Origin of the sequence: Agromyces mangrovi (assembly GCF_030296695.1) — a bacterium.
GTDB lineage: Bacteria > Actinomycetota > Actinomycetes > Actinomycetales > Microbacteriaceae > Agromyces > Agromyces mangrovi.
Window position 1 is genome coordinate 1,560,587 of sequence record NZ_AP027737.1, and the last position, 21,763, is coordinate 1,582,349.

Consider the following 21,763-nt stretch of genomic DNA (forward strand, 5'->3'; position numbering starts at 1 on the left):
TCATCGCAGCAGGTCGGTGCCGGGCTGGAACGCGACCCAGGCGAACCAGAACGTGTCGAGGTGGGTGACGGGTTCGAGTCGCTCGCCCGCGAGCGGTCCCGAGACGGCGTTGCCCAGCACGTCCCAGCGCGAGCCGGTCGCGTCGTCGACGAACGCGTCCCCGTCGGGCGCGAACCCGAGCACCTCGCCGTCGAGCTCGGCCCGGAAGACCGCGACCGACCCGATGTCGGCGCCATCGGCGACGCCCGGGGCGTCGAGCGACGACGCCTGCCCGGCGGCGTGGAACACGACGAGGTCGTCGCCGCCCACGACGAGCGCGGTAACGCCGTCGCGCGCGAGGCGGTCGCGGGTGATCGCGACGACCTCGCCGTCGACGTCGATGCCCACGACGCGCGTCTTCGCGGTCAGGCGCGCGTCGGTCGGCTCGGGCAGCGGGAAGATCGGTAGCGTGCTCGGGTCGTCGTAGCCGATGTAGGGGTTCGTGCCGTAGGAGCGCGAGTGCCCGGTGTCGCGGTTCAGCACGAGCGCGTCGGGCTCCGCCTCGAGGAAGTCGGCCCAGCCGACCGCGCCCATCGGGATCGCCGTGAGCTCGGTGCCCGTGAGCGCACCGACCGACGCGATGCCGGTCAGCTGCGGCCAGAGCGACTCGGTCTGGCGGTCGTACATGACGAGGTTGTCGGCGTACAGCAGCCCCGACGTGCCGAACGTCAGCTCGCGACCGTCGACTTCGCGCTCGAACGCGACGCCCGAGTTGCACAGCGGGCAGTAGGTCACTGCGACCGGCACGCCGCCCACCACGTCGTTCACGATCTCGTGCCAGGTCATGATCTGGATCGGGTAGCCGCGCGTCTCGCCGCCGACGGTGAGCGACAGCACGGCCTCGGTCGGCTCGAGCCAGTCGACCTCGCTCGCGCGGTCGAACATCGGGTCGTCGATCGCGGGGATGCCGTCGGGCGGCGGCCCGCCGCTCAGGATGTCGTCGACGTCGATCAGCGGCTCGGGGAACGACGGATGCCGCAGGTCGTCGAGCGCCGAGGGCATGCCGGCGACCAGGGCCTCCGGCGGAGCGCCCTCGGCGTCGTCCCCCGGGGCGGCGCACGCGGCGAGCAGCAGCACGCCGGCGATCAGGCCGGCACCGCCGACCCTGCCCACCGGCGCGCCGGACATCACTCGTCCTCGCGCACCAGGTCTGATTCGGTGTCGGATGCCTCGGAGGTGTCCGGTCTCCCAGCGGCATCCGCTCGCTGCGCCCGCCGACGCCACGGCACGACCGCGAACACGACGAGCAGCGCCAGCACGATGGCCAGCCCCGCGACCCCGAGGAACTCGGCCTGCGCGACCAGCCACTGCTGCACCGCCGCCGCGCCGTCCACGATCACGTCGCCGGCTGCGCTCCCCGACAGCACGCGCAGCTCCCATGCGCCGTACCAGGCGACGTAGGCGCCGGCGATGACGAGCACCGCGCCGCCGACGCGCGGCAGCCAGGAGCCGGCGCCGCGCATGCGCCTGATGAGCCCGTCGCGGGCGAGCGCGATCGCGAGCGCCGCGGCACCGACGACGATGCCCATGCCGAGTGCGTAGGCGAGGAACAGCACGACGCCCGCGCCGATCGATCCCGACCGGAACGCCGCGACGACCACGGCGAGGAACGGCGCGATCGTGCAGGTGAGCGACGCGACCGCGTAGCTCATGCCGAACACGGTCATCGAGAACCAGCTCGCCGTGATCGGCCGGTCGCCCCTGCCGAAGCGGCCGAGCCGGAGGGCGGGAAGCCTCCCGCCGAACAGCACCCAGACACCGGCGGCGGCGACCACGAGCCCGAGGGCGACGGTGAACCACGGCAGGTACGCCTGCGCCGAGGCGGCGACCGGCGCGACGGCCAGGCCGAACACGGCGAAGACGACCGCGAACCCGAGGGTCAGCGCGGCCGTGGCGCGCAGCGCCCGCAGGGCCGCGACCCGGCGGGTGCGCTCCTGCCCGTCGAGCACGAACAGCGAGAGGTAGGCGGGCAGCAGCACGAAGCCGCACGGGTTGAGCGCGGCGAGCATGCCCGCGCCGAGCGCGAGCCCCAGCGTTCCGGCGTCCACGGGCTATCCCTCGGCGAGCTCCGCCACGAGCTCGTTCAGCGCGTCGTCGTCGAGGTACCCCTCGAACACGACCTCGCCGTCAGCGGAGAGAACGGTGTAGGTGCTCTGCCGGGTGACCTCGAAGTGCCGCCAGACCTCGCCCTCGGGGTCGAGCAGGTGCATCACGTGCGGAACCTCGTTCGCGTACTCGGTGATCGCAGGGCCGTCGTCGAGCCCGCCGACCCCGATCACCGCGACCTCGCCGGCGTGGCGCTCGGCGAGCGCCGACACGTTGCTGCTCTGCGCACGGCAGGTCGGGCACCAGGGCGCCCAGAACCAGAGCACCGCGGGCGAGCCCTCGAGCTCGGCGCCGTCGAACGCCGCACCCTCGAGCGTGACGCCCTCGAACCCGTAGTCGACGACCTCGCCGGTCGTGAGCGGCTCGGGTTCGGCAGCGGTCGCGCACCCGGTCAGGGCGACGACGAGCACGGCAGCGGCGACGATGGCTCTACGCATGCTTCCAGCCTCGCTCATCCGCCCGAGCGTCGGCTGCGACAGGGATTACAGTCCGGTGACAGACGGGCGGATGCGACGGGTCGCCCCCTCGCATCCGCTCGCCACCCTTGACCGGCCGGGTCAGAACATGCCGTTGTCGTTCTTCGAGGTCTCGGGGATCACCTGGAGCACGTCCCAGTGCTCGACGACCTTGCCGTCGGCGTCGAGGCGGAAGATGTCGATGCCGGCGTACTCGAGGTCGCCGGGCCAGGTCTGGTGGCAGTGCAGCACGACGTGGTCGCCGTCGACGAACGCGCGCTTGAACTCGACGTGCTTGCCCGGGTACTCGCGCGCCATGCGCTCGAAGTACTCGATGAACGCCTCCTTCCCGTCGGCCACCTCCGGGTTGTGCTGGATGTATTCGGCGCCCGCGTAGCGCTCGATCGCCTCGCGCGGCTCCGAACGGTTGAACATCTGGTCGTAGAACGCCATCACATCGGCCTTGCGCTGCTCTGCGCTGCTCGCGTCCATGTCGGTCCCCTCTCGTCTCCGGGGCGGTCGCCCCGTCCCCCGAGTCAACTCCACGAACGGGAAGTATATTCCGGGGAATGTTCTCGACCCGGTCGCGGTTGTGCACGGCATGGACATCCTCGACGCCCTGGTCCGCCTCGAGACCGACCTCTGGAACGCCGTCGAGCACGAACTCGTGCGCGACGGACACGTGGGGCTCGGCACCCTGCTCGCCCTGCGGGTGCTCGACCGTCACGACGGAGCCGGCCGCGTGCAGGAGCTGAGCGACGAACTGGGCGTCACGATCGGCGCCGCGAGCAAGCAGGTCGACCGGCTCGAGCGGGCGGGCGTCGCCGAGCGCCGGCCCAATCCGGCGGACCGTCGGTCGTCGCTCGTGGTACTCACCGACGCGGGCCGCGCGGCACTCGCCTCCGCGGAGACGGCCACCCGCGACGTCCTGCGCCGACTGCTCGGCGACGACGCCGAACTGGCCGGGTCGCTCGCCGCGATCCGCCGCCTCCAGGGGCGCCTGGCCGCCGCATCCGCCGGTGTCGGCTGACCCGACTCAGCTGCCCGCGCCGACCGACTCGAGGTACTCGTCGGCGAAGTCGGTGTCGATGCGGATCCAGAGCGGGCTGTGATCCGACATCTGCCAGGTGCGCCACTTCTCGTAGCGCTTCCGCACCTCGTCGGGCTCGTCGGAGTCGTCGTCGCGCACCGTCACGTCGTCGCCCCAGACCGCACCGTCGTCGTCGCCGAAGACGTCGGCGAACAGGTCGACGATGCCGCCCTCGAGCACGCGGAACCGCTCGTCCTTCGTGCGCACCGCGATCTGGTCGTAGAAGTGGTCGCGGTCGGTGATTGCGTCGCCGCCGATCTGCTCGGGCACGATGAAGCCGCGGCGCACGAGCGCGTCCATGGTGCGGTGCTCGGGTGAGACCACGTTGAAGTCGCCCAGCAGGATGTAGTTCTCCACGTCGAGCCGGGTGTCGTGTCCCGGGGCCCCGGCGGCCTCCGCCCGAACGCGCAGCGCGCGGGCCTCGTCGTCCTGCCGGTCGGCGAAGAAGTCGACCAGCCCGGCGATCTCGTTGACGCGGTGCTCGAGCTGCGGGCCCGACTCGTCGCCGTAGTAGATGTGCACGGTGCAGAGGCTGAAGCGGAACCACCCCGCCTGGAACGCGACCAGGAACGGGCTCCGCGCGAACTGCTGCCGGCGCTCGGGCTCGACCGGCGGGGCGACGCCGCCCGACGCTGCCGCCGCCTCGGCCGCGGCCTCGGCGGCCTCGATCTGCTTCGCCCCCACGATCAGTTGCCCGTCGGGCAGCACGATCTCCCCGGCGATGTGCCGGAAGCTCACGCGCGAGCGCCGGTAGAGGAACGCCATCCGCTCGCCGTTGCCCGCGCGCCCCTCGGTCAGGTCGGTGACGAGCCAGTCCCACTCGCCCTCGCCGAGGATGGCGACGAGCCGCTCGAGCGGCGCCAGGTCGTCGTTCACCTCCTGCACCGCGATCAGGTCGAAGCACGCGCACACCTCGGCGAGGTAGTAGAACGTCTCGTCGAGCCGTGGACCCCAGCCGAAGCGGTTGCCGTCGAAGTCGCGGATGTTCCAGGTCGCGAGCATCAGCGATCCCTCGGTGCGCTTGTCGTGCAGGTCGCGCAGTCGTCGTCGCATCCGGAGCAGCCGCTCGCTCGTGCGCGCCGGGTCCTTCGTGCGCGCCACGCCGCTGTAGTCGATCGTCATGTCCGGTCTCCCCCGAGATCCGACGACTCAGGTCTACACGAGGGGGTCGAGCGGATGCCTCGGGGTCACCCCTCGCCTTCGGCCGACTCCTCCTCCTCGGCCGCGGGCGGGTCGCACACGCCGCGATCCCGCATGGTCTCGAGCATCTGCTCCGCCGACCAGGGCAGTTCGACGAGCGGCATCTCGCGCCCCTCTGCCGCCTCCGCCTTCGACCCGATCGACGCGAGCGCCAGGGCGGTCGTGCGTGCGAACAGGGCGCCCGCGGTGGAGTTGTTCATCGCGACGACGACGGTGAGGCCGGTCTCGGGGTCTGCGTACGCGGCCGTGAGGGAGCCCGGGATCTCCGACGACGTACCGCGCATCGGCCCGTACTCGTCGGCCCCGAGGCCGTACGACTCCCACGACTCGACCTCGGCGCCGCGCGGCACGGTCGACCACTGCGCGGTGGCGCTCTCCTCCGAGAGCAGCACGCCCGTGGCGAGCGCGCGCGACCAGACGCGCAGGTCCTCGAGGTTCGAGATCGCGCCGAACGCCGCGAAGCCCGCCGACGACGAGAGGTTGCTGACGTCGGTGGTGTCGGTGCACCGCGACTCGCCGCCCGGCGTCGAGACGAGTCCCACGGCGCTCGCGCCGGGCAGCTCCACGTCGGTGGGCGACGGCAGCGCGGTGCCGCCGAGGTCGAGCGGCCCGGTCACGTAGCGCGCGAGCAGCTCGGCGAAGCCGGTGTTCGTGGCCTCCTCGAGCGCGATGCCGAGCAGGATCGCGGCCGTGCGCGAGTACGCCCAGCGCTCGCCCGGCTCGCCGGCCCGGTCGCGAGCGAGGCCGCTCGCGAGCAGCTCGGCCGCGGGCCACACGCGCTCGGGGTTCTTGATGAGGTACTGGCGGATCGGCGCGTAGTAGTCGCCGAGGCCACTGGTCTGCTGGCAGAGCTGCGCGAACGTGATGCCGTCGAGCCCGGGCACGCCGACGATCGGCCCGACCTGCTGGTTGAGCTCCACCCGGCCCTCGTCGACGAGCTTCAGCAGCACCGTGCACGCCATGCCGGTGGTGATCAGACCCGCTCGAAACGACATGTCGGTGGTCACGGGGGTGTCGCTCTCGGGCGAGGTGGTGCCGACCGCGAGCTCCCACGACCCGGCCCACGGCGCCCATACGCCGGCGATCGCGCCGCTCGAACCCGATCGGTGCATCGCCTCGGTGAGTACCGCCTCGAGCTCCTCGGCGACCGTGCCGCCGATCTGCGCGTCGACCTGGTCGAATGGCGATTCCGCCGCTCCGCGGGCCCCCGTGCACCCCGTGGTGAGCAGCACTGCGGCCGTCGCGACGGATGCCACGACGGTACGCAACCACTTCGAACGAACAGCCACCAAGCCCCCTCAGACCTGCTCTTGCCGGATTCTAACGCGGAGCAGGTGGCCGGAACCTGAGCGCATGCCGAACACCGTGGACGCGGACCCCTCCCGATGAGGCCGCTCGGGCCGGTCGACGGCGCGATCCAATCCGGAGCGGATGCCGCGCCGAACCCCCGACGCACCCGGACACGCCGGGCGCGGAACACGTGAGGAGCTGCTCATGCGCACGTCACCGAATCGTCTCATCGGCACCGTCTTCGGTGCCGTCTACGTGCTCGTCGGCCTGCTCGGCTTCGCCGTCACCGGCGGCGTCGGGCTGTTCGCCACCGAGGGCGGGCTGCTGCTCGGCATCTTCGAGGTGAACCCGCTGCACAACGTCGCCCACATCCTGATCGGGGCGGCACTGCTCATCGCGGGCCTCGCCTCGGCTCCGGCGGCGAAGGCGACCAACACCACCGTCGGCACCGCGTACCTGCTGCTCGGCATCGTCGGGTTCTTCCTCGTCGGCACCGCGGCGAACGTGCTCGCGCTCAACACGGCCGACCACGTGCTGCACCTGGCCAGCGCGATCGTGCTGCTGGGCGTCGGGCTCGGCGCCGAGCGGCGCGCACGGGTCGCCACGGCGTGAGCACGATGTCCACCGCCACGACGCAGCGCTCGGGCACCCGCGCGGTGGCCGATGCGCTGCGCTCCTGGCCGGCGCTGGGCGCGCTCGGCGCCGGCCTGGTGCTGCTCGCGCTCGGCGCGGGCGCGGGCGGCGCACCGGGCATCGCCATGGCGGGCCTCGGCGTCGCCGCGCTCGCCCAGGGCGTCGCCGCGCTGCGCGCCGGTCGCGTGGTGCTGCCCCGCACCACCCTCGGCGTCGTCGCGGCCTACCTCGTCGTCGCCGCGGGCATCTCGGCCGCGGGCCTCCTCCCCGGGATCGGCGTCGCAGGTGGCCCGCTGGTCGCGGCATCCGCCCTCGCCGTCGTACCCGCCGCGGCGGCCGCCCACCGGCTTCGGGCCCCGTTGCAGGTGCCCGGCTCGTCCGCCGGACGGCGGAGCACCGTCGAGCGCTGGCCGTCGCTCGTCGGCCTGGTCGCCGGTGCGGTGCTCGTCGCCGGCCTCGTGACCCCGGCCCTCGCCGCGACGACCGCGGGCGAGCACGCCGTACCGCACGGCGAGCTCCACACGGAGCACGTCGGCCACTAGGCGCGGATGCCCGCGGGCCGCCTTCCATGGGGATCGACGGCGGCCCGCGGCATCCGTCTCAACCGCCCGAAGCCGTCGGACACCCCCACCGGGTCACCCCGCGAGCTGCCGCAGCGCCCCAGCCATGAACCGCTCGACGTGCTCGTCGACCATGACGTCGCTCGGCCGCAGCGGTCGCTGCAGGTACAGCCCGTCGAGCGCGGTCAGCCGGCTGAGCGCGACGTACGTCTGCCCCGGGCTGAACGCACGCTGCCCGAGGTCGACGATCGCCGTGTCGTAGCTCGCGCCCTGCGACTTGTGGATCGTCACGGCCCACGCGAGCCGCAGGGGGAACTGCGTGAACTCGGCCACGATCTCCTTCTCGAGGCGCTTGTGCACCGGATCCCAGCTGTACTTGAACTTCTCCCACGTCGCCGGCTCCACCTCGACCTCGTCGCCGTCGATCTCGACCTTCAGCTCGCGCTTCAGGTTCGTGACCGTGCCGATCGTGCCGTTCACCCAGCGCGGCGGCTCGCCGGCCATCGACACGTCGTTGCGCAGGAACATCACCTGCGCGCCGACCTTCAGCTCGAGCAGTTCGTCGGCCGGGTAGGCGCGCCCGCCGAAGTCGCCGTTCACCTCGGCCGGGTTGCCCTTCGACGTGCCGGGCAGCCGGTGCAGCCGGGCCGCGTTGATGCGGTTGACGGTGTCGTTGCGGGTCGCGAGGGTGATCGCGCCGTCCTCCGGCAGCGGCCGGCGCGCGCCGACGTCGTTGAGCACGCCCGCGATCTCGGCGGTGACCATGCCGTGCCGCACCGCGTTCAGCATGTGCTTGAACTCGTCGTCGTGCTGCCGGTGGATCTCGCCGAGCTCCACGATGCGCAGGTCGGCTTCGCGCCACACCTTCGCGTCGAAGAACCAGATCGACCGGTACGTGTCGGCGAAGTACGACCGCTCGTCGCGGTCGCCGCCGGGCACCGGCGCGAGCTGGTACGGGTCGCCGAACAACACGACCTGCACCCCGCCGAACGGCTCGTGCGGCCGCTGGCGCGCCTGCCGCAGCGACCGGTCCATCGCATCCATGAGGTCGGCGTTCACCATGGACACCTCGTCGATCACGAGCGTGTCCATGGCGTTCAGGAGCGTGCGCACGGTGTCGTTCTGCTCGATCTCGTGGTCGGCGATGACCCCGATCGGCAGCCGGAACAGCGAGTGGATCGTCTGCCCGCCTACGTTCAGCGCGGCCACCCCGGTGGGCGCGCAGATCACGATCTGCTTCGACGTGTGCCAGTTCAGGTGGTTGAGCAGCGTCGACTTGCCCGTGCCCGCCCGCCCCGTGACGAACACGTGGTCGCGGGTGCCCTCGATGAGCGCGAACACGGCCTGCTGCTCGCGGGTGAGGGTGACGGATGACACGAGCCGACGACTCCCGTTCTGCTGGCGGACGCCCCCACTGTAGCCGCGCACCGCGCCCGCACCGCACGGCGCCGCCCCGGCGCATCCGCCCGCCCCGTTCTCCACAGGCGCGCGCTCAGGATCGCGTGACCGGCGCTCCCTAGACTGGAGCGATGACGAGCGAGACCGACCGACCCCCGGCGTGTCGGTCTGGGCCGTCGTCGGGTGGTCGCTGCTCGCCGTGGTGCTCGTCGTCGCGTTCGTCGCCGCGGTCGGCGGGCTGAACCGCACCGTGTACGGCTCCTCCACGTTCGTCGAGCGCTACCTGAAGGCCATCGCCGACGACGACATCGGCCAGGTGCTGGATACGCCCGGCGTCGCGCTGACGTCGGTCGAGCTCGAGGAGCGCGGCATCGACCCCACGACCTCGACGGCGATGCTGCGATCTGGCGTGGTCGACCACGGACCCGAGGACGTGCAGATCGTGAGCGACGTCGAGGGCGACGACGGCGAGCGCATCGTCACGGCCAGCTACCGCATCGGCACCGTGATCAACGAGTCGACGTACGTCGTGCGCCCCCTCGACCCGCTGTACGGCGTGCTCAACCGGTGGGAGTTCGCCGAGAGCCCGCTCGCGGTCGTCGACGTGACCGTCGAGAACGGCGCCCTGTTCGAGGTCGGATCGCTCACGCTCGACACCCGGGTGGGCAAGACCGGCGAGGACCTCGAGGCGTTCACGCAGTCGGCGCCGTACCTCGCGATCGCCCCGGCGGCCTACGAGTTCGCGTACGACTCCCAGCTGCTGACGGCCGCTCCGGTCGAGCTGCCGGTCGAGCATGACGGCGACAACGCGGCCGTGGTGACCACCGCGCCGACCGACGTCTTCGTCGAGCGGGTGCAGGAGGAGGTCGACGAGTACCTCTCCGAGACCTGCGCGACCCAGCAGGTGCTGCAACCGAGCGGATGCCCCTTCGGCATCGTCATCGACGACCGCGTCGTCTCGGCACCCGAGTGGACCATCGTCGAGTACCCGGTCGTGACGCTGACGGCCGGCGAGGACGCGTTCGAGATGCCCCGCACCGAGGGCACCGCGCACATCTCGGTCGAGGTGCAGTCGCTGTTCGACGGCACCTTCTCGCAGCTCGAGGAGGACCGGCCGATCGTGCTCTCGCTCACCACGTGGATCAAGCCCGACGGGTCGCTGGCGATCGAGCTGCGCTGAGGCCGGGCGCCGGCACGCGGCATCCTGCGCCCCGGGCGCCCCGGGAGCGTCAGCGGCGCGCGTCGCGCTCGGCGATTGCCGCGAGCCGCGCGTTGTACTCCTCGAGCTCGGCGTCGCCCGTGCGGTCGGCGTGGCGGTCGCGGCGACGCGACTCGCGCTCGTCGCTGCGCGACCACTGCACCGCCACCGTGATCGCGAGGGCGAGCGTGGGGATCTCGCCGATCGACCACGCGATGCCGCCGCCGAGCACCTGGTCGGCCAGCGCGTCGGTGCCCCAGCCCATGGCGCCGTACCAGTCGGCGGCGAGGAGACCCGTGCCCATCATGAGCGCGACGCCGAAGAAGGCGTGGAACGCCATGGTCGCGAGCAGCAGCAGCAACCGGAACGGGTACGGCAGCCGGTACGGCACCGGATCGATGCCGATGAGCGACTGCGCGAACAGGTAGCCCGTGATGAGGAAGTGGACGATCATCCACTCGTGCCCGATGTGCTCCTCCATCGCCCAGCGCAGCAGCGGCGAGTAGTAGAACACCCAGAGCGAGCCGGCGAAGAGCACCGCCGCGACGATCGGGTTCGCGATGACGCCGGCGAACCTGGAGTGCACGGCGAGCAGGATCCACTCGCGGCCGCCGCGGCTGCCGTCCTTGCGCGCGTGGATCGCGCGGGCGGCCAGCGTGACCGGGGCTCCGGGCACGAGCAGCACGGGCACGCCCATGGTCAGCACCATGTGCGCGAGCATGTGCGCCGAGAAGAGGGTCTCCTGGTAGGCGTTCACGCCGCCGTTCGTCACCCAGAACAGCAGCAGCATGCCGCTCACCCACAGCACCGTGCGGTAGATCGGCCAGCGGTCGCCGCGGCGGCGCAGGCGCACGACGCCCGCGACGTAGAAGAAGATGCCGAACCCGCAGGCGAGGATCCACAGCGGGTCCCAGTTCCAGAGGGTCAGGTAGTTCTCGACCGACGGGGGCGGCGGCAGCGGCTCGCCCGTGAGCAGTTCGGCCGGCGTCGGCTGCGCGAGGTCGGTGGCGGGCACCTGCTCGACCGGCGTCGCGGTGCGGGCGAGGGCCGCTGCGGCGCCCGAGGCGATGCCCATGAAGGCGAGCTCGGCGACCACGAGCCACCAGAACGGTCCGCGCGAGCGGGCGGCGGGCCCGGAGGCGGCGGCACGCTGCATCCGCCCGATCAGCCACCGCCGCTGCAGCGCACCGAACCCGCCGAGGGCGAGCAGCGCGAGGAGCTTCACGATCACGAGCAGCCCGTACGGGGTCGCGAGCTGGTCGAGCGTTCCGACGCGCAGGGCCGCGCTCACGTAGCCCGAGAACGCGACGACGATGAACGAGACGAGCGCGACGGTCGAGTATCGCGCCACGACGACCGGCAGGCGGTCGGCCTCGATGGTGCCGCGCAGCAGCACGATCACGAGCAGCCCGCCGAGCCAGACGCCCGCGAACACGAGGTGCAGGCCGAGGCCCGTCACCGCCTGGTCGTGCCCCGAGGAGCCCGCGGCGTGCCCCTGCTCGGCCATCGGCAGGAGCGACACGAGCGCGAGCACGAACACGAAGACGAGCGCGGTGTGGTTGCGCACCGCGAAGCACAGCACGGTGACCGCCGCCGCGATGAGCGTGGTCGTGAGCCACGCCTGGCCGAGCTCGATGGTGGTGAGGAACTGGCCGAGCGCGGCGCCGAAGCGGTCGTCGAACGTGAGCGCGGCACCGCTCACGCTGAGGAACGTGAAGAGCGTGGTGGCGGCGGATGCCACGGTGAAGACCGCGGCCGAGGCAGCGGCCACGTCGAGGGCGGCGCCGAACTCCTGCTTCTTGGGCGTCAGTGCCCAGAGCGCCATGACGAGCCCGCCGAGCGTGCCCGCGACGCCGAGGTTGACGAGCAGCTTCGCGATCGGCAGGCCCCACCGCACGACCGGGCCGGCGTCCTGCAACGGCAGCGGCTCGGCGCCCCCGCCGACGACGAGGCCCACGAGCGTCGCCAGGACGGCGACGGAGAGCAGTACGGCAGGGCCGAACACGCGGGCGGAGCGGGGCACCAGACCAGCCTAAGCGCTGGACAGGGCGCGGATTTCCCGCGGCATCCGCCGCTCGCCCCCGACAGACGAACGGAGGGCGCCGACCGAAGCCGGCGCCCTCCGCGGAAGTCGTGCGTCGCTACTTGGCAGCGGCCTTGAGCTTCGAGCCCGCGCTGACCTTCACCGAGTAGCCGGCGGGGATGGTGATCTCGGCGCCGGTCTGCGGGTTGCGGCCGGTGCGAGCAGCACGGTGCGTGCGCTCGACGGCGAGCCAGCCGGGGATCGAGACCTTGGTGTCGGACGCGACCGACTCCGCGATCACGTCGAAGAGGCTGCCGAGCACCTTGTCGACGGCGGCCTGGCTCAAGTCCGTGTCCGCCGCGATCTTCGCGACGAGGTCGGTCTTGTTCAGCGACTTGTCAGCCATTGGATGTCCTCCTCGGACCTTCACTGTTCGGTACAGCTGTTTCAGTTGTGTCGGAGGCACCCCGAATGGGTTCCCCCGTGGCCGATCGGCCGCCTCGAATGTAACAGAGATCCGCGGAAACACGCGGATTTCCGGGGTTCGCGTCGATTCTGCACCGCGTGGCGCGCATCCGGGACGGTGCGGAGACGACGAAGGGCCGCCCCGAGAACGGGACGGCCCTTCGTGAAGCGGGTGGCTACCAGCTCGACTTGGTGATGCCGGGCAGCTCGCCACGGTGCGCCATGTCGCGGAAGCGCACGCGCGAGATGCCGAACTTCGTCAGCACGCCGCGGGGGCGGCCGTCGATGGCGTCACGCGAGCGCAGGCGCACCGGCGACGCGTTGCGGGGGAGCTTCTGCAGGCCGATGCGGGCGGCCTCGCGCTCCTCGTCGGTCGACTCGGGGTTGACGAGCGCCTTCTTCAGCTCGAGGCGCTTCGCCGCGTACCGGTCGACGATCTCCTTGCGCTGCTCATTGCGCGCGATCTTGCTCTTCTTCGCCATTGTCTAGCGCTCCTCTCGGAAGTCGACGTGCTTGCGCACCACGGGGTCGTACTTCTTGAGCACGAGGCGGTCGGGGTTGTTGCGACGGTTCTTGCGGGTCACGTAGGTGTACCCGGTGCCCGCGGTCGAACGAAGCTTGATGATGGGACGGATGTCCTGCTGCTTGGCCATTAGAGCTTCACCCCACGAGCCTGGATGTCCTTGACGACGGCCTCGATGCCACGAGCGTCGATCACCTTGATGCCCTTGGCGGACACGTTCAGGGTGACGTTACGACGCAGCGACGGCACGTAGTACGTCTTCTTCTGCACGTTCGGGTCGAAGCGGCGCTTCGTCCGGCGGTGCGAGTGCGAGATGTTGTGGCCGAAGCCGGGAACGGCTCCGGTCACCTGGCACACTGCTGCCATTGGTCTTTCCTCCAATACCGAGGGGCGGATGCCCCTCCCAAGGTCTCTTGTCTGCTGACGCACCCCCGGCCGGCGCACACGACGGATCGCGTGAATCGGTGGGGGATTGTCGCGGTCTGGGCAGTGGAAGTACCCAGCCAACGAGCCAGACTACCAGATCGGCCGGTCACGACCGAATCGGCGTCGCACGCTCCTGCTCGACGAGGAGCTCGGCCCGGCGCGAGACGATCGCCGCGACGAGGAAGCAGATCGCGCCGAGCGCCGTTCCCGCGTTGGCCCAGAGCGCGTTGACCAGCGTGGACGTGACCGGGTCGACGTAGGCGCCGACGGCGGAGATCGCGAACAGCACGGAGCCGAGCGCGCCGAGGACGCTGCCGTGCCAGGTGCGGGCGTCGGGGTCCCACAGCTCGCCGCGGTCCTTCGTCGCGGCGAGCGCGAGCCCGCTGGAGACGAGGAACGCGATCGACCCGATCGCGTCCGGCCGCCAGCCTGCGCCCAGCAGGTCGGGCTGCGCGATCGCCGCGCCGAGCGCGACGCCCGTGCTCACGTTGAACGCGATCGTGCCGCCGAACTGCACCGCCGCCGCCCACCAGTCCAGGCGGTCCGCCCGCCCGAGGTCGCTCGTGGGCTGCTGCGCGCGGCCGCTGAGGCTCAGCTGGATGAACGCCGCCAGCGTGAAGAAGATCGAGCCGACGAGGAAGGTGATCGCCGTCCACACCGGCCCCACCGCGTCGGCGTACCAGGGGAGCGCGCCGACCAGGAAGCAGAGCGACCCGATCGCGAAGCCCCACGCCTCGCGTCGGAGGCGCCGGCGGCCGGTCGGCGCCCCTCCCCGGCGGGGGCCGACCCCGTGGCATCCGTCGTGCTCACCGGCGGTCACCCGTTCCCCGTCGCGGTCAGTGGTGGAAGCCGGATCGATTGCCCATGTCGGGCATCGGCGTCTGGATCTGCTCGAGGTACTCGGTCGCCGAGCGGATGTCGGCGAGGAGCTCGTCGGCGAGGTCCATCGTGAGCCCGTTGCGCACGACGATGCGCTGCACCGTGACATCCGCCAGGTCCTCGGGCATCGGGTACGCCGGCACGAGCCAGCCCTTCATGCGCAGCCGGTCCTGGAGGTCGTAGAGGGTCCAGTTGCGGGAACCCTCGTCCTTCAGCCGCCACGCGAACACGGGGATGTCGCTGCCGTCGTTCCACAGCTCGAACGGTCCGAGCTCGGCGATGCCCGCCGACAGGTACTTCGCCACGTCCTGCGAGGCCTGCTGCACGGCGCGGTACCCGTCGCGACCGAGCCGCAGGAACATGAAGTACTGCAGCAGGATGGGTGCGCCGGGACGCGAGAAGTTCAGCGCGAGCGTCGGCATCGACCCGCCGAGGTAGCTCACCTCGAAGATCAGGTCGTCGGGCAGCCGGTCGCGGGTGCGCCAGACGACCCAGCCGACGCCGGGGTAGACGAGCCCGTACTTGTGACCCGACGTGTTGATGGAGTGCACGCGCTCGAGCCGGAAGTCCCACACGATGTCGGGCTGGATGAACGGCGCCACCATGCCGCCCGACGCCCCGTCGACGTGGAGCGGCACGTCGAGGCCGGTGTCGGCCTGCAGCGCGTCGAGCGCCTCGGCGATCTCCTGCACCGGCTCGTACGCGCCCGTGTAGGTCACGCCCATGATCGCGACGACGCCGATCGTGTGCTCGTCGACGTAGTCGCGGACGATGCTGCCGTCGAGGCACGGGTGCTCCGCGCTGATCGGCACCAGCCGCATCTCGACCTCGAAGTAGTTGCAGAACTTCTCCCAGCACACCTGCACGGCGCTCGACATGACGAGGTTCGGCTTCTCGGTCGACTTGCCCGCGGCACGCCGGGCCTGCTGCCAGCGACGCTTGAGCGCGAGACCGCCGAGCATGGCGCCCTCCGACGAGCCGATCGTCGATGTGCCGATGGTGTGCTTCGGGTCGGGCGCGTTCCACAGCCCGGCAAGCATCTTCCAGCAGTGCTCCTCGATGGCCGCGGTGCGCGGGTACTCGTCCTTGTCGACCATGTTCTTGTCGGCGGCGTCCACGACGAGCTTCTTCGACTCGTCGTTCATCCACGTGCCAACGAAGGTCGCGAGGTTCAAGCGAGCGTTGCCGTCGAGCATGATCTCGTCGTGCACGATCTGGTACGCCGTCTGCGGCAGTTCCTCGTGCTCGGGGAAGACGTCGTGGTCGGCGATCGTGGACTCGCCGGGCCTGAGGAACCTCGGCTCCATCAGTCCGGACGAGTCGTCTTCGTGAGCGGTGCGCTGGTCGGTCATCGGAGTTCCCCCTCCGGCCGTGGGCCCCCGCCCCGGCTCCCGACGCCGACCCTACTCCCGTCGCCGTCGGGTGCGCACCCCCGATTCGGGTGAGCGGATGCGACGCTTGCGCGCCCGTTCGGCACGTCGAACTCGTGTCGGCACGTCGAGTTCGACGGGCCCGGCCGATTTCGACGGGCCGGCGCGCCGGAGGTGGACGGGCCCGGACGCACGGATGCCGCGGGCAGCACTCGCCGCCCGCGGCATCCGATCAGGTGGTTCCGGGGCGCTCACGCGCCGTCCGGGTCAGCCGAGACTCACTGGGTGAGCGAGTCGACCCACTCCTGGTTGTCGGCGATCCACTCGGCCACGATGGGCTGGTAGTCGTCGGTGTCGTTCTCGTTGAACATCACGTTCTCGAGCGAGTACAGCAGCTCGCTGTCCATCTGGAAGTTCGAGAACCACTCGGCGACCTCGGGGAACTCGTCCTCGAACGACGACTTCGCGTAGGTGTGGATGCCCTCGGCGGTGCCCAGGGTGCCCTCGGGGTCCTCGAGGTCCTTGATCGGGAACGCGTCGTAGGCCCAGTGCGGACGCCACAGGGTGACGATGACGTTCTCGCCCGCGTCGGTGGCCGCGGTCAGCTCGGCGAGCATGGCCGGGGTCGACGACGTGAGGAACTCCATGTCCTCGAGGCCGTAGGTCGGGATGACCGAGTCCTCGACGGCGCCGGTGAGGCCGGCGCCCGGCTCGATGCCGACGATGCGGTCGCCGAACGCGTCGGCGTTGTCGGCGAGGTCGGCGAGCGAGTCGATCGGGGCGTCCTCGTTCACCGCGATGGTGAGGGCGGCCTCCTCGTTCCAGGCTCCGAGGTCGACGATGTCGTCGCCGTACTCCTCGATGTACGAGGCGTGGGTCTGCGGCAGCCAGACGTCGAAGGTCGCGTCGTAGTCGCCGGTCGACAGGCCCGAGAACACGGGAGCCACGTCGGCGTACTCGAGGGTGACGTCGTAGCCCTGCTCGGTCAGGATCGCGTTCCAGAGCTCGCTGGCCGCGATGCCCTCGTCCCAGCCGTTGAAGACGGCGATGGTGATCTCCTGCGAAGCGGCGTCGCTGTCGCCGCTGTCGGCGGTGTCGCCGTCCGAGGCGCAGCCGGCGAGCACGAGGCTCGCGGCGGCACCGAGGGCGAGCGCGCCGGTGAGGTGTCGCTTGTTCATGGTGTTCCTTTCCTCCCGCGTGCTGTGTGTCGCGGGTGTTGGGGATCCGCACGGGTGTGCGCGGATGACTGGGGGTGGGTCAGGCGGCGGGCGCCGGCTCCGCGGTGGGCGCCGGCTCGGAGGCATCCGCCTTCGCCTTCTTCGGGCGCTTGCGCAGCCCGCCGCCGAACGCGCCGGTGATGCGGTCGAGGATGACCGCGAGGATCACGACCGACAGACCGGCCTCGAAGCCGAGCGCGACGTCGATGCGGTTCAGGCTCGCCACGACGTCGCCGCCGAGGCCGCCCGCGCCGACCATGCCCGCGATGACGACCATCGAGAGCGAGAGCATGATGACCTGGTTGACGCCCGCCATGATCGAGGGCATCGCCAGCGGCAGCTGGATCTGGCGCAGGATGCGGCCGGGGGACGAGCCGAACGCCTGGCCGGCCTCGACGACCTCCTTGTCGACGCCGCGGATGCCGAGCTCGGTGAGCCGGACGCCGGGGGCCATCGCGAACACGATGGTCGCGACGATGCCGGGCACGACGCCGACGCGGAACAGGATGAGCGCGGGGATCAGGTAGACGAAGGCGGGCATCGTCTGCATGAAGTCGAGGATCGGCTTGATGATCTTGGACGCGAGGTCGCTGCGCGCGGCCAGGATGCCGACGGGGATCGCGATGACGACCGCGATGGTCGACGCGACGAGCACGAGCGCCAGGGTGTCCATGGCGTTCGCCCACTGGTCGACGCCGAGGATCACGAGGAGGCCCACGGCCGAGCCGACCGCGAGCTTCCAGCCGCGCGCCCACCAGGCGAGCGCCGCGACGAGCACGATGATCACCCAGAACGGCGGGGTGGAGAGCACCCAGTCGACGCCGTCGTAGAAGCCGAGGAACACGGCGCGCACCACGGCGAAGAAGCCGGAGAGCACGTCGGTCAGCACGTCGATGAAGTCCTCGACCCACTGGCCGAGGGGCAGGCGGAACTCGTTCATGCGCGGCTCCTCTCGGTCGCGACGGGCGCTTCGTCGGCGGCCTCCGGGGCGGTGGCGTCGGCGACAGCGACGGATGCCTCGGGCTCGCCGTCGGCCGTCGCGTGCAGCGTCTCGGTGAGCACGTCGATCGGGATCGTCGTGTGCGGCAGCTCGATCACGGGCTGCCCGCCGGTGTCGGTCGAGACGTTGCCGAGCGCGGCGAGGAGCGTCACGCGCGGCACGACGCCGACGAGGCGCTGCTGGTCGTCGACCACGGCGATCGGCAGGTCGGACTCGACCGACGTGCCGAGCAGGTCGGAGAGCAGTTCGTCGGGGCCGACGACCGGGTAGTCGTCGCGGATCGCCGAGTCGAGGCTGTGCACGCCGTCGCGCACGAGCTTCAGCACCTCGCGGTCGCGCACGATGCCGAGCAGGCGCCGGCCGCCGCCGACCACGTAGACCACCGAGGTCTGCAGGTCGCGCATGATGCGCAGGGCGTGGCGCGGGCCGGCCGACGCGCTCATGACGGCGCGGGCTTTCTCCATGACGTTCGACGCCGTGAGCACGCGGGCGCGGTCGACGTCCTGCACGAACTGGGCCACGTAGTCGTCGGCCGGGTCGGTGAGGATCTCCTCGGCGGTGCCGAGCTGCACGATGCGGCCGTCGCGCATGACCGCGATGCGGTCGCCCAGGAACATCGCCTCGTTGAGGTCGTGCGTGATGAAGACGATGGTCTTGCCGAGCTCCTGCTGCAGCTCGACGAGCTGCTCCTGCATCTCGCGGCGGATGAGCGGGTCGAGCGCCGAGAACGCCTCGTCCATGAGGAGGATGTCGGTGTCGGCCGCGAGCGCGCGGGCGAGGCCGACGCGCTGCTTCATGCCGCCCGAGAGCTCGTCGGGGAGCTTGTCCTCCCAGCCGGCGAGGCCGACGCGCTCGAGCACGGTGCGGGCGCGCTGGGTGCGCTCGGCGAGCGGCACGCCCTGCACCTCGAGCGCGTAGGCGGCGTTGTCGAGCACGGTGCGGTGCGGCAGCAGCGCGAAGTGCTGGAACACCATCGAGATGCGGCGGCGACGCACGTCGCGCAGGCGCTTCGGCGAGATGCCGCTGATGCGCTCCCCCGCCACGGTGATGCTGCCGCTGGTGGGCTCGAGCAGCCCGTTGAGCGTGCGGATGAGCGTGGACTTGCCGGAGCCGGAGAGCCCCATGACCACGAAGATCTCGCCGCGCCGCACGTCGAAGTCGGCGTCGATCACGGCGGCGGTGCCGAGGCCGGCGAGCTCGTCGCGGGTCGCCCCGTCGCGCAGGCGCTGGACGGCCTCGCCGGGGCGGCGGCCGAAGAACTTGAAGAGGTTGCGGACCTCGAGTGCGGGCGACTCGTCGGTCGGGATGGGGGCGTTCGGTGCAGGGGGTTGCGTCACGTGTGCGTCTCCGTGCGCGCCCCGCCGCCGGTGGTGCTCGTCGGCTCGAGGGCACGCGTCATTGCTTGCGCCCGGGGTCGGCGGCGTGCGCGACATCCGACTCCAGCGAGAGGAACGCAGACCTGTGCTCCGAGATGCTCGCGAGTCATCCGATGTCGCGGCCCGCGACCATCGGGGGCGCGGAACGCTGCTCGACCTCGTCCCCTGCGCTCTCGCGCGTGGTCCGTGGGCTGGGCGGGTGGCCCCGGAGGGCCGCACCAACCCTAGCGATCACGCTGACGAGGGCAAGTCGGATGCCCCCTCAGGCGGCCGCTCTCGTCCTCCTGCGCGCGCACCGGCCCGGCGGCATCCCCAGCAGCATGCGGATCGTGGGTCGTTACGGTTTCGTTACCTGCTCGGGCGTGCCGGAGGCCCGCGCGGTGCACTCGGCGCACAGCCCGAAGACGTCGACGACGTGCGCCGCCTCGGTGAACCCGTGCTGGGCGGCGACCTGCTTGGCCCACTGCTCGACCTCGTCGGCGGCGATCTCGACCGTGCGCCCGCACGACCGGCAGATGAGGTGGTGGTGATGGCCCGTCGTCGTGCACGCGCGGTACAGCGCCTCGCCCTCGGGCGACTGCAGCGAGTCGGCGTCGCCGGTCGTGGCGAGGTCGGCGAGCGCGCGGTAGACGGTCGCGAGCCCGATGGGCGACCCGCTGTCGTGCAGGCTCGCGTGCAGCGCCTGCGCGCTGATGAAGCCGTCGGTGCGGTCGAGCGCCTCGCGCACCGCCTCGCGCTGCCAGGTCTGCCGCTTCATCGTGCGATCGCCTCCTCCGCGGTCTCGACGGGCACGTGCAGCGAGCGCGGGTGCACGCGTCGCACGCCGTGGGCCGCGAGCGCGAGCAGGAAGAACCCGCAGGCGACCAGGGCGATCGCCGGCCCCGCCGCGAGACCGAACTCGCGCGAGATCACGAGGCCCGCCACGCCCGACGCGGCGCCGATGAGCGGCGCGACGAGCACGATCCAGCCCACGGTCGGCATCAGCAGCCGGGCCGCAGCCGCGGGCGCCGCGATCAGCGCGATCGCGAGGATCGCCCCGACCGCGGGCAGCGACGACACGACCGCCGCGGCGACGAGGGCGAGGGCGAGGGTCTCCATGGGCCATCCACGGTACCCGGCGCTCCGGTACCCCTGCGGGTCGAACGTCGAGAAGAGCAGCTCCTTGCCGAACGCGGCGAACGCGGCGACGACCACCACGAGCACGCCGCCGGAGACGAGCAGGTCGGCCTCGGTGACGGTGAGGATCGACCCGATGAGGAACGACTCGGCGCGGATCGGCAGGTCGGGCAGCAGCGCCTGCAGCAGCGCGCCGAGCGCGAACCCGCCCGTCAGCACGATGCCCGCCGCCACCTGCGCGCCCTGCGAGCGGACCCGCGACACGAGCAGCATGACGCCGACGAGCACGACGGATGCCACGGCCGCGCCGATCGGCACCGCGACGCCGAGCGCGGCGGCCGCCACGGCGCCGGGGAAGGTGCCGTGCGTGAGGGCCTGGGCGAAGAACACGCGCTTGCGCAGCACGACGAGCGAGCCGACGAGACCGGAGACCGCGCCGATGACCACGACCGCCACGAGCGCGCGTTCGAAGTAGCTCATGCGACCACTCCCCCGGCATCCGCCACCGCTTCGCGCCTGGCGCGACCGGCCGCCGATCGGCGGATCGCCCGCACCCGGTCGACGAGCAGCCGAGTCGCGAGCACGAGCGCGTACCCGGCGACGAACACCGCGACCACGGTGGACCCGCCGGGCAGGTCGACGCCCGCGCCGACCGACACGCCGAACCCGATCGACAGGCCGAGCCACGACGCGAGCGCCGCGTACAGCCCGGCGATGGGGAACAGGGCGAGCAGGCTCGTGGTCACCAGGCGCGCGACGGCGCCGGGCACGATGAGCACGGCGAGCACGAGCAGGCTGCCGACGGTGCTCGAGGCGGCGACCACCACCAGCGCGATCGCCACGTTCAGCACGAGGTCGGTCGCGAGCGGCTTGACGCCCGCCGCCTCGCTGCCGACCGGGTCGAACGCGCGGAACAGCTGCCGGGACCGGGTGCCCCACGCGAGCGCCAGCGCGATCGCGCAGACTGCGAGCAGCAGCGGGATCGTCTCTGCATCGATCGTGAGCAGTCGCCCGAACAGCAGCGTCTCGAGCTGGCCGGCGAAGTCGGAGCCGCCCGAGACGACGAGCACGCCGATGCTGAACGCGCCGGTCAGCACGATGGCGATGGCCGAATCGGATGCCACGCCGGCACGCGACACCAGGGTGAGCACGACCGCCGCGATCACCGCCGCGATCGTCGCACCGATCACGAGTCCCGGTTCGCCGCCCGCGACGAACCCGATCGCGAGCCCGGGGAAGACGGCGTGGGTGAGACCGTCGCTGATGAACTCGAGCCCGCGCAGGTTGACCAGCACGCCGATCAGGCCCGCGACGAGCGCCAGCGCCAGCATCGCGACGAGCGCCCGCGACATGAAGGGGAGTGCGTATGCCCCGAAGAGCATCTGGTCGATGCTCATCG

24 protein-coding genes are annotated in these 21,763 nt (G+C 71.6%); 4 read left to right on the top strand and 20 right to left on the bottom strand.

Annotated features, from left to right (window positions below; genetic code table 11):
• The 4 genes from QUE38_RS07365 to QUE38_RS07380 form a co-directional block, all read right to left on the bottom strand.
• Positions 1–1,167, bottom strand: coding sequence for a DUF3179 domain-containing protein (locus QUE38_RS07365; protein ID WP_286311173.1), 1,167 nt, complete (start codon positions 1,165–1,167; stop codon positions 1–3).
• Positions 1,167–2,087 carry a cytochrome c biogenesis CcdA family protein gene (locus QUE38_RS07370; RefSeq protein WP_286311175.1) on the bottom strand — a complete coding sequence of 307 codons (921 nt, stop codon included), beginning with the start codon at positions 2,085–2,087 and terminating at the stop codon, positions 1,167–1,169. The genes QUE38_RS07365 and QUE38_RS07370 overlap by 1 nt, the downstream gene beginning before the upstream one ends.
• Before the next feature lie 3 nt (positions 2,088–2,090).
• Complete coding sequence (locus tag QUE38_RS07375; RefSeq protein ID WP_286311177.1) at positions 2,091–2,582, bottom strand: redoxin family protein; 492 nt, start codon at positions 2,580–2,582, stop codon at positions 2,091–2,093.
• A 120-nt stretch (positions 2,583–2,702) separates the two neighbouring features.
• Positions 2,703–3,092, bottom strand: coding sequence for a nuclear transport factor 2 family protein (locus QUE38_RS07380; RefSeq protein ID WP_286311179.1), 390 nt, complete (start codon positions 3,090–3,092; stop codon positions 2,703–2,705).
• 109 nt (positions 3,093–3,201) lie between these two features.
• On the opposite strand from QUE38_RS07380, the gene QUE38_RS07385 reads away from it, so the two are divergent.
• Positions 3,202–3,630 (top strand): MarR family winged helix-turn-helix transcriptional regulator, encoded by a 429-nt coding sequence (locus QUE38_RS07385; RefSeq protein ID WP_286311181.1) that lies wholly within the window; start codon positions 3,202–3,204, stop codon positions 3,628–3,630.
• Between the two features lie 6 nt (positions 3,631–3,636).
• On the opposite strand, the gene QUE38_RS07390 is transcribed toward QUE38_RS07385, so the two are convergent.
• Positions 3,637–4,812 carry an endonuclease/exonuclease/phosphatase family protein gene (locus QUE38_RS07390; RefSeq protein WP_286311184.1) on the bottom strand — a complete coding sequence of 392 codons (1,176 nt, stop codon included), beginning with the start codon at positions 4,810–4,812 and terminating at the stop codon, positions 3,637–3,639.
• A gap of 65 nt (positions 4,813–4,877) precedes the next feature.
• Positions 4,878–6,179 (bottom strand): serine hydrolase domain-containing protein, encoded by a 1,302-nt coding sequence (locus QUE38_RS07395; protein WP_286311185.1) that lies wholly within the window; start codon positions 6,177–6,179, stop codon positions 4,878–4,880.
• A gap of 205 nt (positions 6,180–6,384) precedes the next feature.
• On the opposite strand from QUE38_RS07395, the gene QUE38_RS07400 reads away from it, so the two are divergent.
• Positions 6,385–6,792, top strand: a complete 408-nt coding sequence (locus QUE38_RS07400; RefSeq protein ID WP_286311188.1) for a DUF4383 domain-containing protein — start codon at positions 6,385–6,387, stop codon at positions 6,790–6,792.
• A 5-nt stretch (positions 6,793–6,797) separates the two neighbouring features.
• Positions 6,798–7,355: a hypothetical protein gene (locus QUE38_RS07405; RefSeq protein ID WP_286311190.1), complete on the top strand. Its 558-nt coding sequence runs from the start codon at positions 6,798–6,800 to the stop codon at positions 7,353–7,355.
• 93 nt (positions 7,356–7,448) lie between these two features.
• Here QUE38_RS07405 and QUE38_RS07410 read toward each other — a convergent pair whose 3' ends face one another.
• A complete protein-coding gene (locus QUE38_RS07410) occupies positions 7,449–8,750 on the bottom strand; it encodes an ATP-dependent DNA helicase (protein WP_286311193.1) in 1,302 nt (433 codons plus the stop codon).
• Positions 8,751–8,931: 181 nt separating this feature from the next.
• Here QUE38_RS07410 and QUE38_RS07415 point away from each other — a divergent pair, with 181 nt between their 5' ends.
• Complete coding sequence (locus tag QUE38_RS07415) at positions 8,932–9,951, top strand: hypothetical protein (protein WP_286311195.1); 1,020 nt, start codon at positions 8,932–8,934, stop codon at positions 9,949–9,951.
• Positions 9,952–10,000: 49 nt separating this feature from the next.
• Here QUE38_RS07415 and QUE38_RS07420 read toward each other — a convergent pair whose 3' ends face one another.
• The 13 genes from QUE38_RS07420 to QUE38_RS07480 all read right to left on the bottom strand — a co-directional run bounded on the left by QUE38_RS07420 (position 10,001) and on the right by QUE38_RS07480 (position 21,761).
• A complete protein-coding gene (locus tag QUE38_RS07420; RefSeq protein WP_286311197.1) occupies positions 10,001–11,992 on the bottom strand; it encodes a cytochrome c oxidase assembly protein in 1,992 nt (663 codons plus the stop codon).
• A gap of 118 nt (positions 11,993–12,110) precedes the next feature.
• Positions 12,111–12,398 carry an HU family DNA-binding protein gene (locus QUE38_RS07425; RefSeq protein WP_281883780.1) on the bottom strand — a complete coding sequence of 96 codons (288 nt, stop codon included), beginning with the start codon at positions 12,396–12,398 and terminating at the stop codon, positions 12,111–12,113.
• A gap of 235 nt (positions 12,399–12,633) precedes the next feature.
• Positions 12,634–12,939 (bottom strand): 30S ribosomal protein S14, encoded by a 306-nt coding sequence (gene rpsN / locus QUE38_RS07430; protein WP_286311202.1) that lies wholly within the window; start codon positions 12,937–12,939, stop codon positions 12,634–12,636.
• A 3-nt stretch (positions 12,940–12,942) separates the two neighbouring features.
• Positions 12,943–13,110 (bottom strand): 50S ribosomal protein L33, encoded by a 168-nt coding sequence (gene rpmG, locus QUE38_RS07435; protein WP_021760158.1) that lies wholly within the window; start codon positions 13,108–13,110, stop codon positions 12,943–12,945.
• On the bottom strand, positions 13,110–13,346 hold the full coding sequence (gene rpmB / locus QUE38_RS07440; RefSeq protein ID WP_136708936.1) for a 50S ribosomal protein L28: 237 nt from the start codon (positions 13,344–13,346) through the stop codon (positions 13,110–13,112). Before rpmB ends, rpmG begins: the two co-directional genes overlap by 1 nt.
• A 166-nt stretch (positions 13,347–13,512) precedes the next feature.
• Positions 13,513–14,226 (bottom strand): hypothetical protein, encoded by a 714-nt coding sequence (locus QUE38_RS07445; protein WP_286311235.1) that lies wholly within the window; start codon positions 14,224–14,226, stop codon positions 13,513–13,515.
• Between the two features lie 16 nt (positions 14,227–14,242).
• Entirely contained in the window at positions 14,243–15,637 is a 1,395-nt protein-coding gene (locus QUE38_RS07450; RefSeq protein ID WP_286311237.1) for a glutamate decarboxylase, read from the bottom strand.
• Between the two features lie 296 nt (positions 15,638–15,933).
• A complete protein-coding gene (locus QUE38_RS07455; RefSeq protein ID WP_286311238.1) occupies positions 15,934–16,833 on the bottom strand; it encodes a glycine betaine ABC transporter substrate-binding protein in 900 nt (299 codons plus the stop codon).
• 79 nt (positions 16,834–16,912) lie between these two features.
• Positions 16,913–17,812: an ABC transporter permease gene (locus QUE38_RS07460; RefSeq protein WP_286311240.1), complete on the bottom strand. Its 900-nt coding sequence runs from the start codon at positions 17,810–17,812 to the stop codon at positions 16,913–16,915.
• Complete coding sequence (locus QUE38_RS07465) at positions 17,809–19,209, bottom strand: quaternary amine ABC transporter ATP-binding protein (RefSeq protein WP_286311242.1); 1,401 nt, start codon at positions 19,207–19,209, stop codon at positions 17,809–17,811. Before QUE38_RS07465 ends, QUE38_RS07460 begins: the two co-directional genes overlap by 4 nt.
• A gap of 376 nt (positions 19,210–19,585) precedes the next feature.
• Positions 19,586–20,005: a Fur family transcriptional regulator gene (locus tag QUE38_RS07470; protein WP_286311244.1), complete on the bottom strand. Its 420-nt coding sequence runs from the start codon at positions 20,003–20,005 to the stop codon at positions 19,586–19,588.
• Positions 20,002–20,844: a metal ABC transporter permease gene (locus QUE38_RS07475; RefSeq protein WP_286311246.1), complete on the bottom strand. Its 843-nt coding sequence runs from the start codon at positions 20,842–20,844 to the stop codon at positions 20,002–20,004. Before QUE38_RS07475 ends, QUE38_RS07470 begins: the two co-directional genes overlap by 4 nt.
• A complete protein-coding gene (locus QUE38_RS07480) occupies positions 20,841–21,761 on the bottom strand; it encodes a metal ABC transporter permease (RefSeq protein WP_286311247.1) in 921 nt (306 codons plus the stop codon). The genes QUE38_RS07475 and QUE38_RS07480 overlap by 4 nt, the downstream gene beginning before the upstream one ends.
• Positions 21,762–21,763 lie beyond the last annotated feature (2 nt).

What these genes read in the sequence shown, in the direction of transcription:
- QUE38_RS07365 (WP_286311173.1), bottom strand. Translation starts at nt 1,167, where the DNA reads ATGTCCGGCGCGCCGGTGGGCAGGGTCGGCGGTGCCGGCCTGATCGCC.
- QUE38_RS07375 (WP_286311177.1), bottom strand. Translation starts at nt 2,582, where the DNA reads ATGCGTAGAGCCATCGTCGCCGCTGCCGTGCTCGTCGTCGCCCTGACC.
- QUE38_RS07380 (WP_286311179.1), bottom strand. Translation starts at nt 3,092, where the DNA reads ATGGACGCGAGCAGCGCAGAGCAGCGCAAGGCCGATGTGATGGCGTTC.
- QUE38_RS07385 (WP_286311181.1), top strand. Translation starts at nt 3,202, where the DNA reads ATGGACATCCTCGACGCCCTGGTCCGCCTCGAGACCGACCTCTGGAAC.
- QUE38_RS07390 (WP_286311184.1), bottom strand. Translation starts at nt 4,812, where the DNA reads ATGACGATCGACTACAGCGGCGTGGCGCGCACGAAGGACCCGGCGCGC.
- QUE38_RS07400 (WP_286311188.1), top strand. Translation starts at nt 6,385, where the DNA reads ATGCGCACGTCACCGAATCGTCTCATCGGCACCGTCTTCGGTGCCGTC.
- QUE38_RS07405 (WP_286311190.1), top strand. Translation starts at nt 6,798, where the DNA reads ATGTCCACCGCCACGACGCAGCGCTCGGGCACCCGCGCGGTGGCCGAT.
- QUE38_RS07425 (WP_281883780.1), bottom strand. Translation starts at nt 12,398, where the DNA reads ATGGCTGACAAGTCGCTGAACAAGACCGACCTCGTCGCGAAGATCGCG.
- rpsN (WP_286311202.1), bottom strand. Translation starts at nt 12,939, where the DNA reads ATGGCGAAGAAGAGCAAGATCGCGCGCAATGAGCAGCGCAAGGAGATC.
- rpmG (WP_021760158.1), bottom strand. Translation starts at nt 13,110, where the DNA reads ATGGCCAAGCAGCAGGACATCCGTCCCATCATCAAGCTTCGTTCGACC.
- rpmB (WP_136708936.1), bottom strand. Translation starts at nt 13,346, where the DNA reads ATGGCAGCAGTGTGCCAGGTGACCGGAGCCGTTCCCGGCTTCGGCCAC.
- QUE38_RS07450 (WP_286311237.1), bottom strand. Translation starts at nt 15,637, where the DNA reads ATGACCGACCAGCGCACCGCTCACGAAGACGACTCGTCCGGACTGATG.
- QUE38_RS07455 (WP_286311238.1), bottom strand. Translation starts at nt 16,833, where the DNA reads ATGAACAAGCGACACCTCACCGGCGCGCTCGCCCTCGGTGCCGCCGCG.
- QUE38_RS07460 (WP_286311240.1), bottom strand. Translation starts at nt 17,812, where the DNA reads ATGAACGAGTTCCGCCTGCCCCTCGGCCAGTGGGTCGAGGACTTCATC.
- QUE38_RS07470 (WP_286311244.1), bottom strand. Translation starts at nt 20,005, where the DNA reads ATGAAGCGGCAGACCTGGCAGCGCGAGGCGGTGCGCGAGGCGCTCGAC.
- QUE38_RS07475 (WP_286311246.1), bottom strand. Translation starts at nt 20,844, where the DNA reads ATGAGCTACTTCGAACGCGCGCTCGTGGCGGTCGTGGTCATCGGCGCG.
- QUE38_RS07480 (WP_286311247.1), bottom strand. Translation starts at nt 21,761, where the DNA reads ATGAGCATCGACCAGATGCTCTTCGGGGCATACGCACTCCCCTTCATG.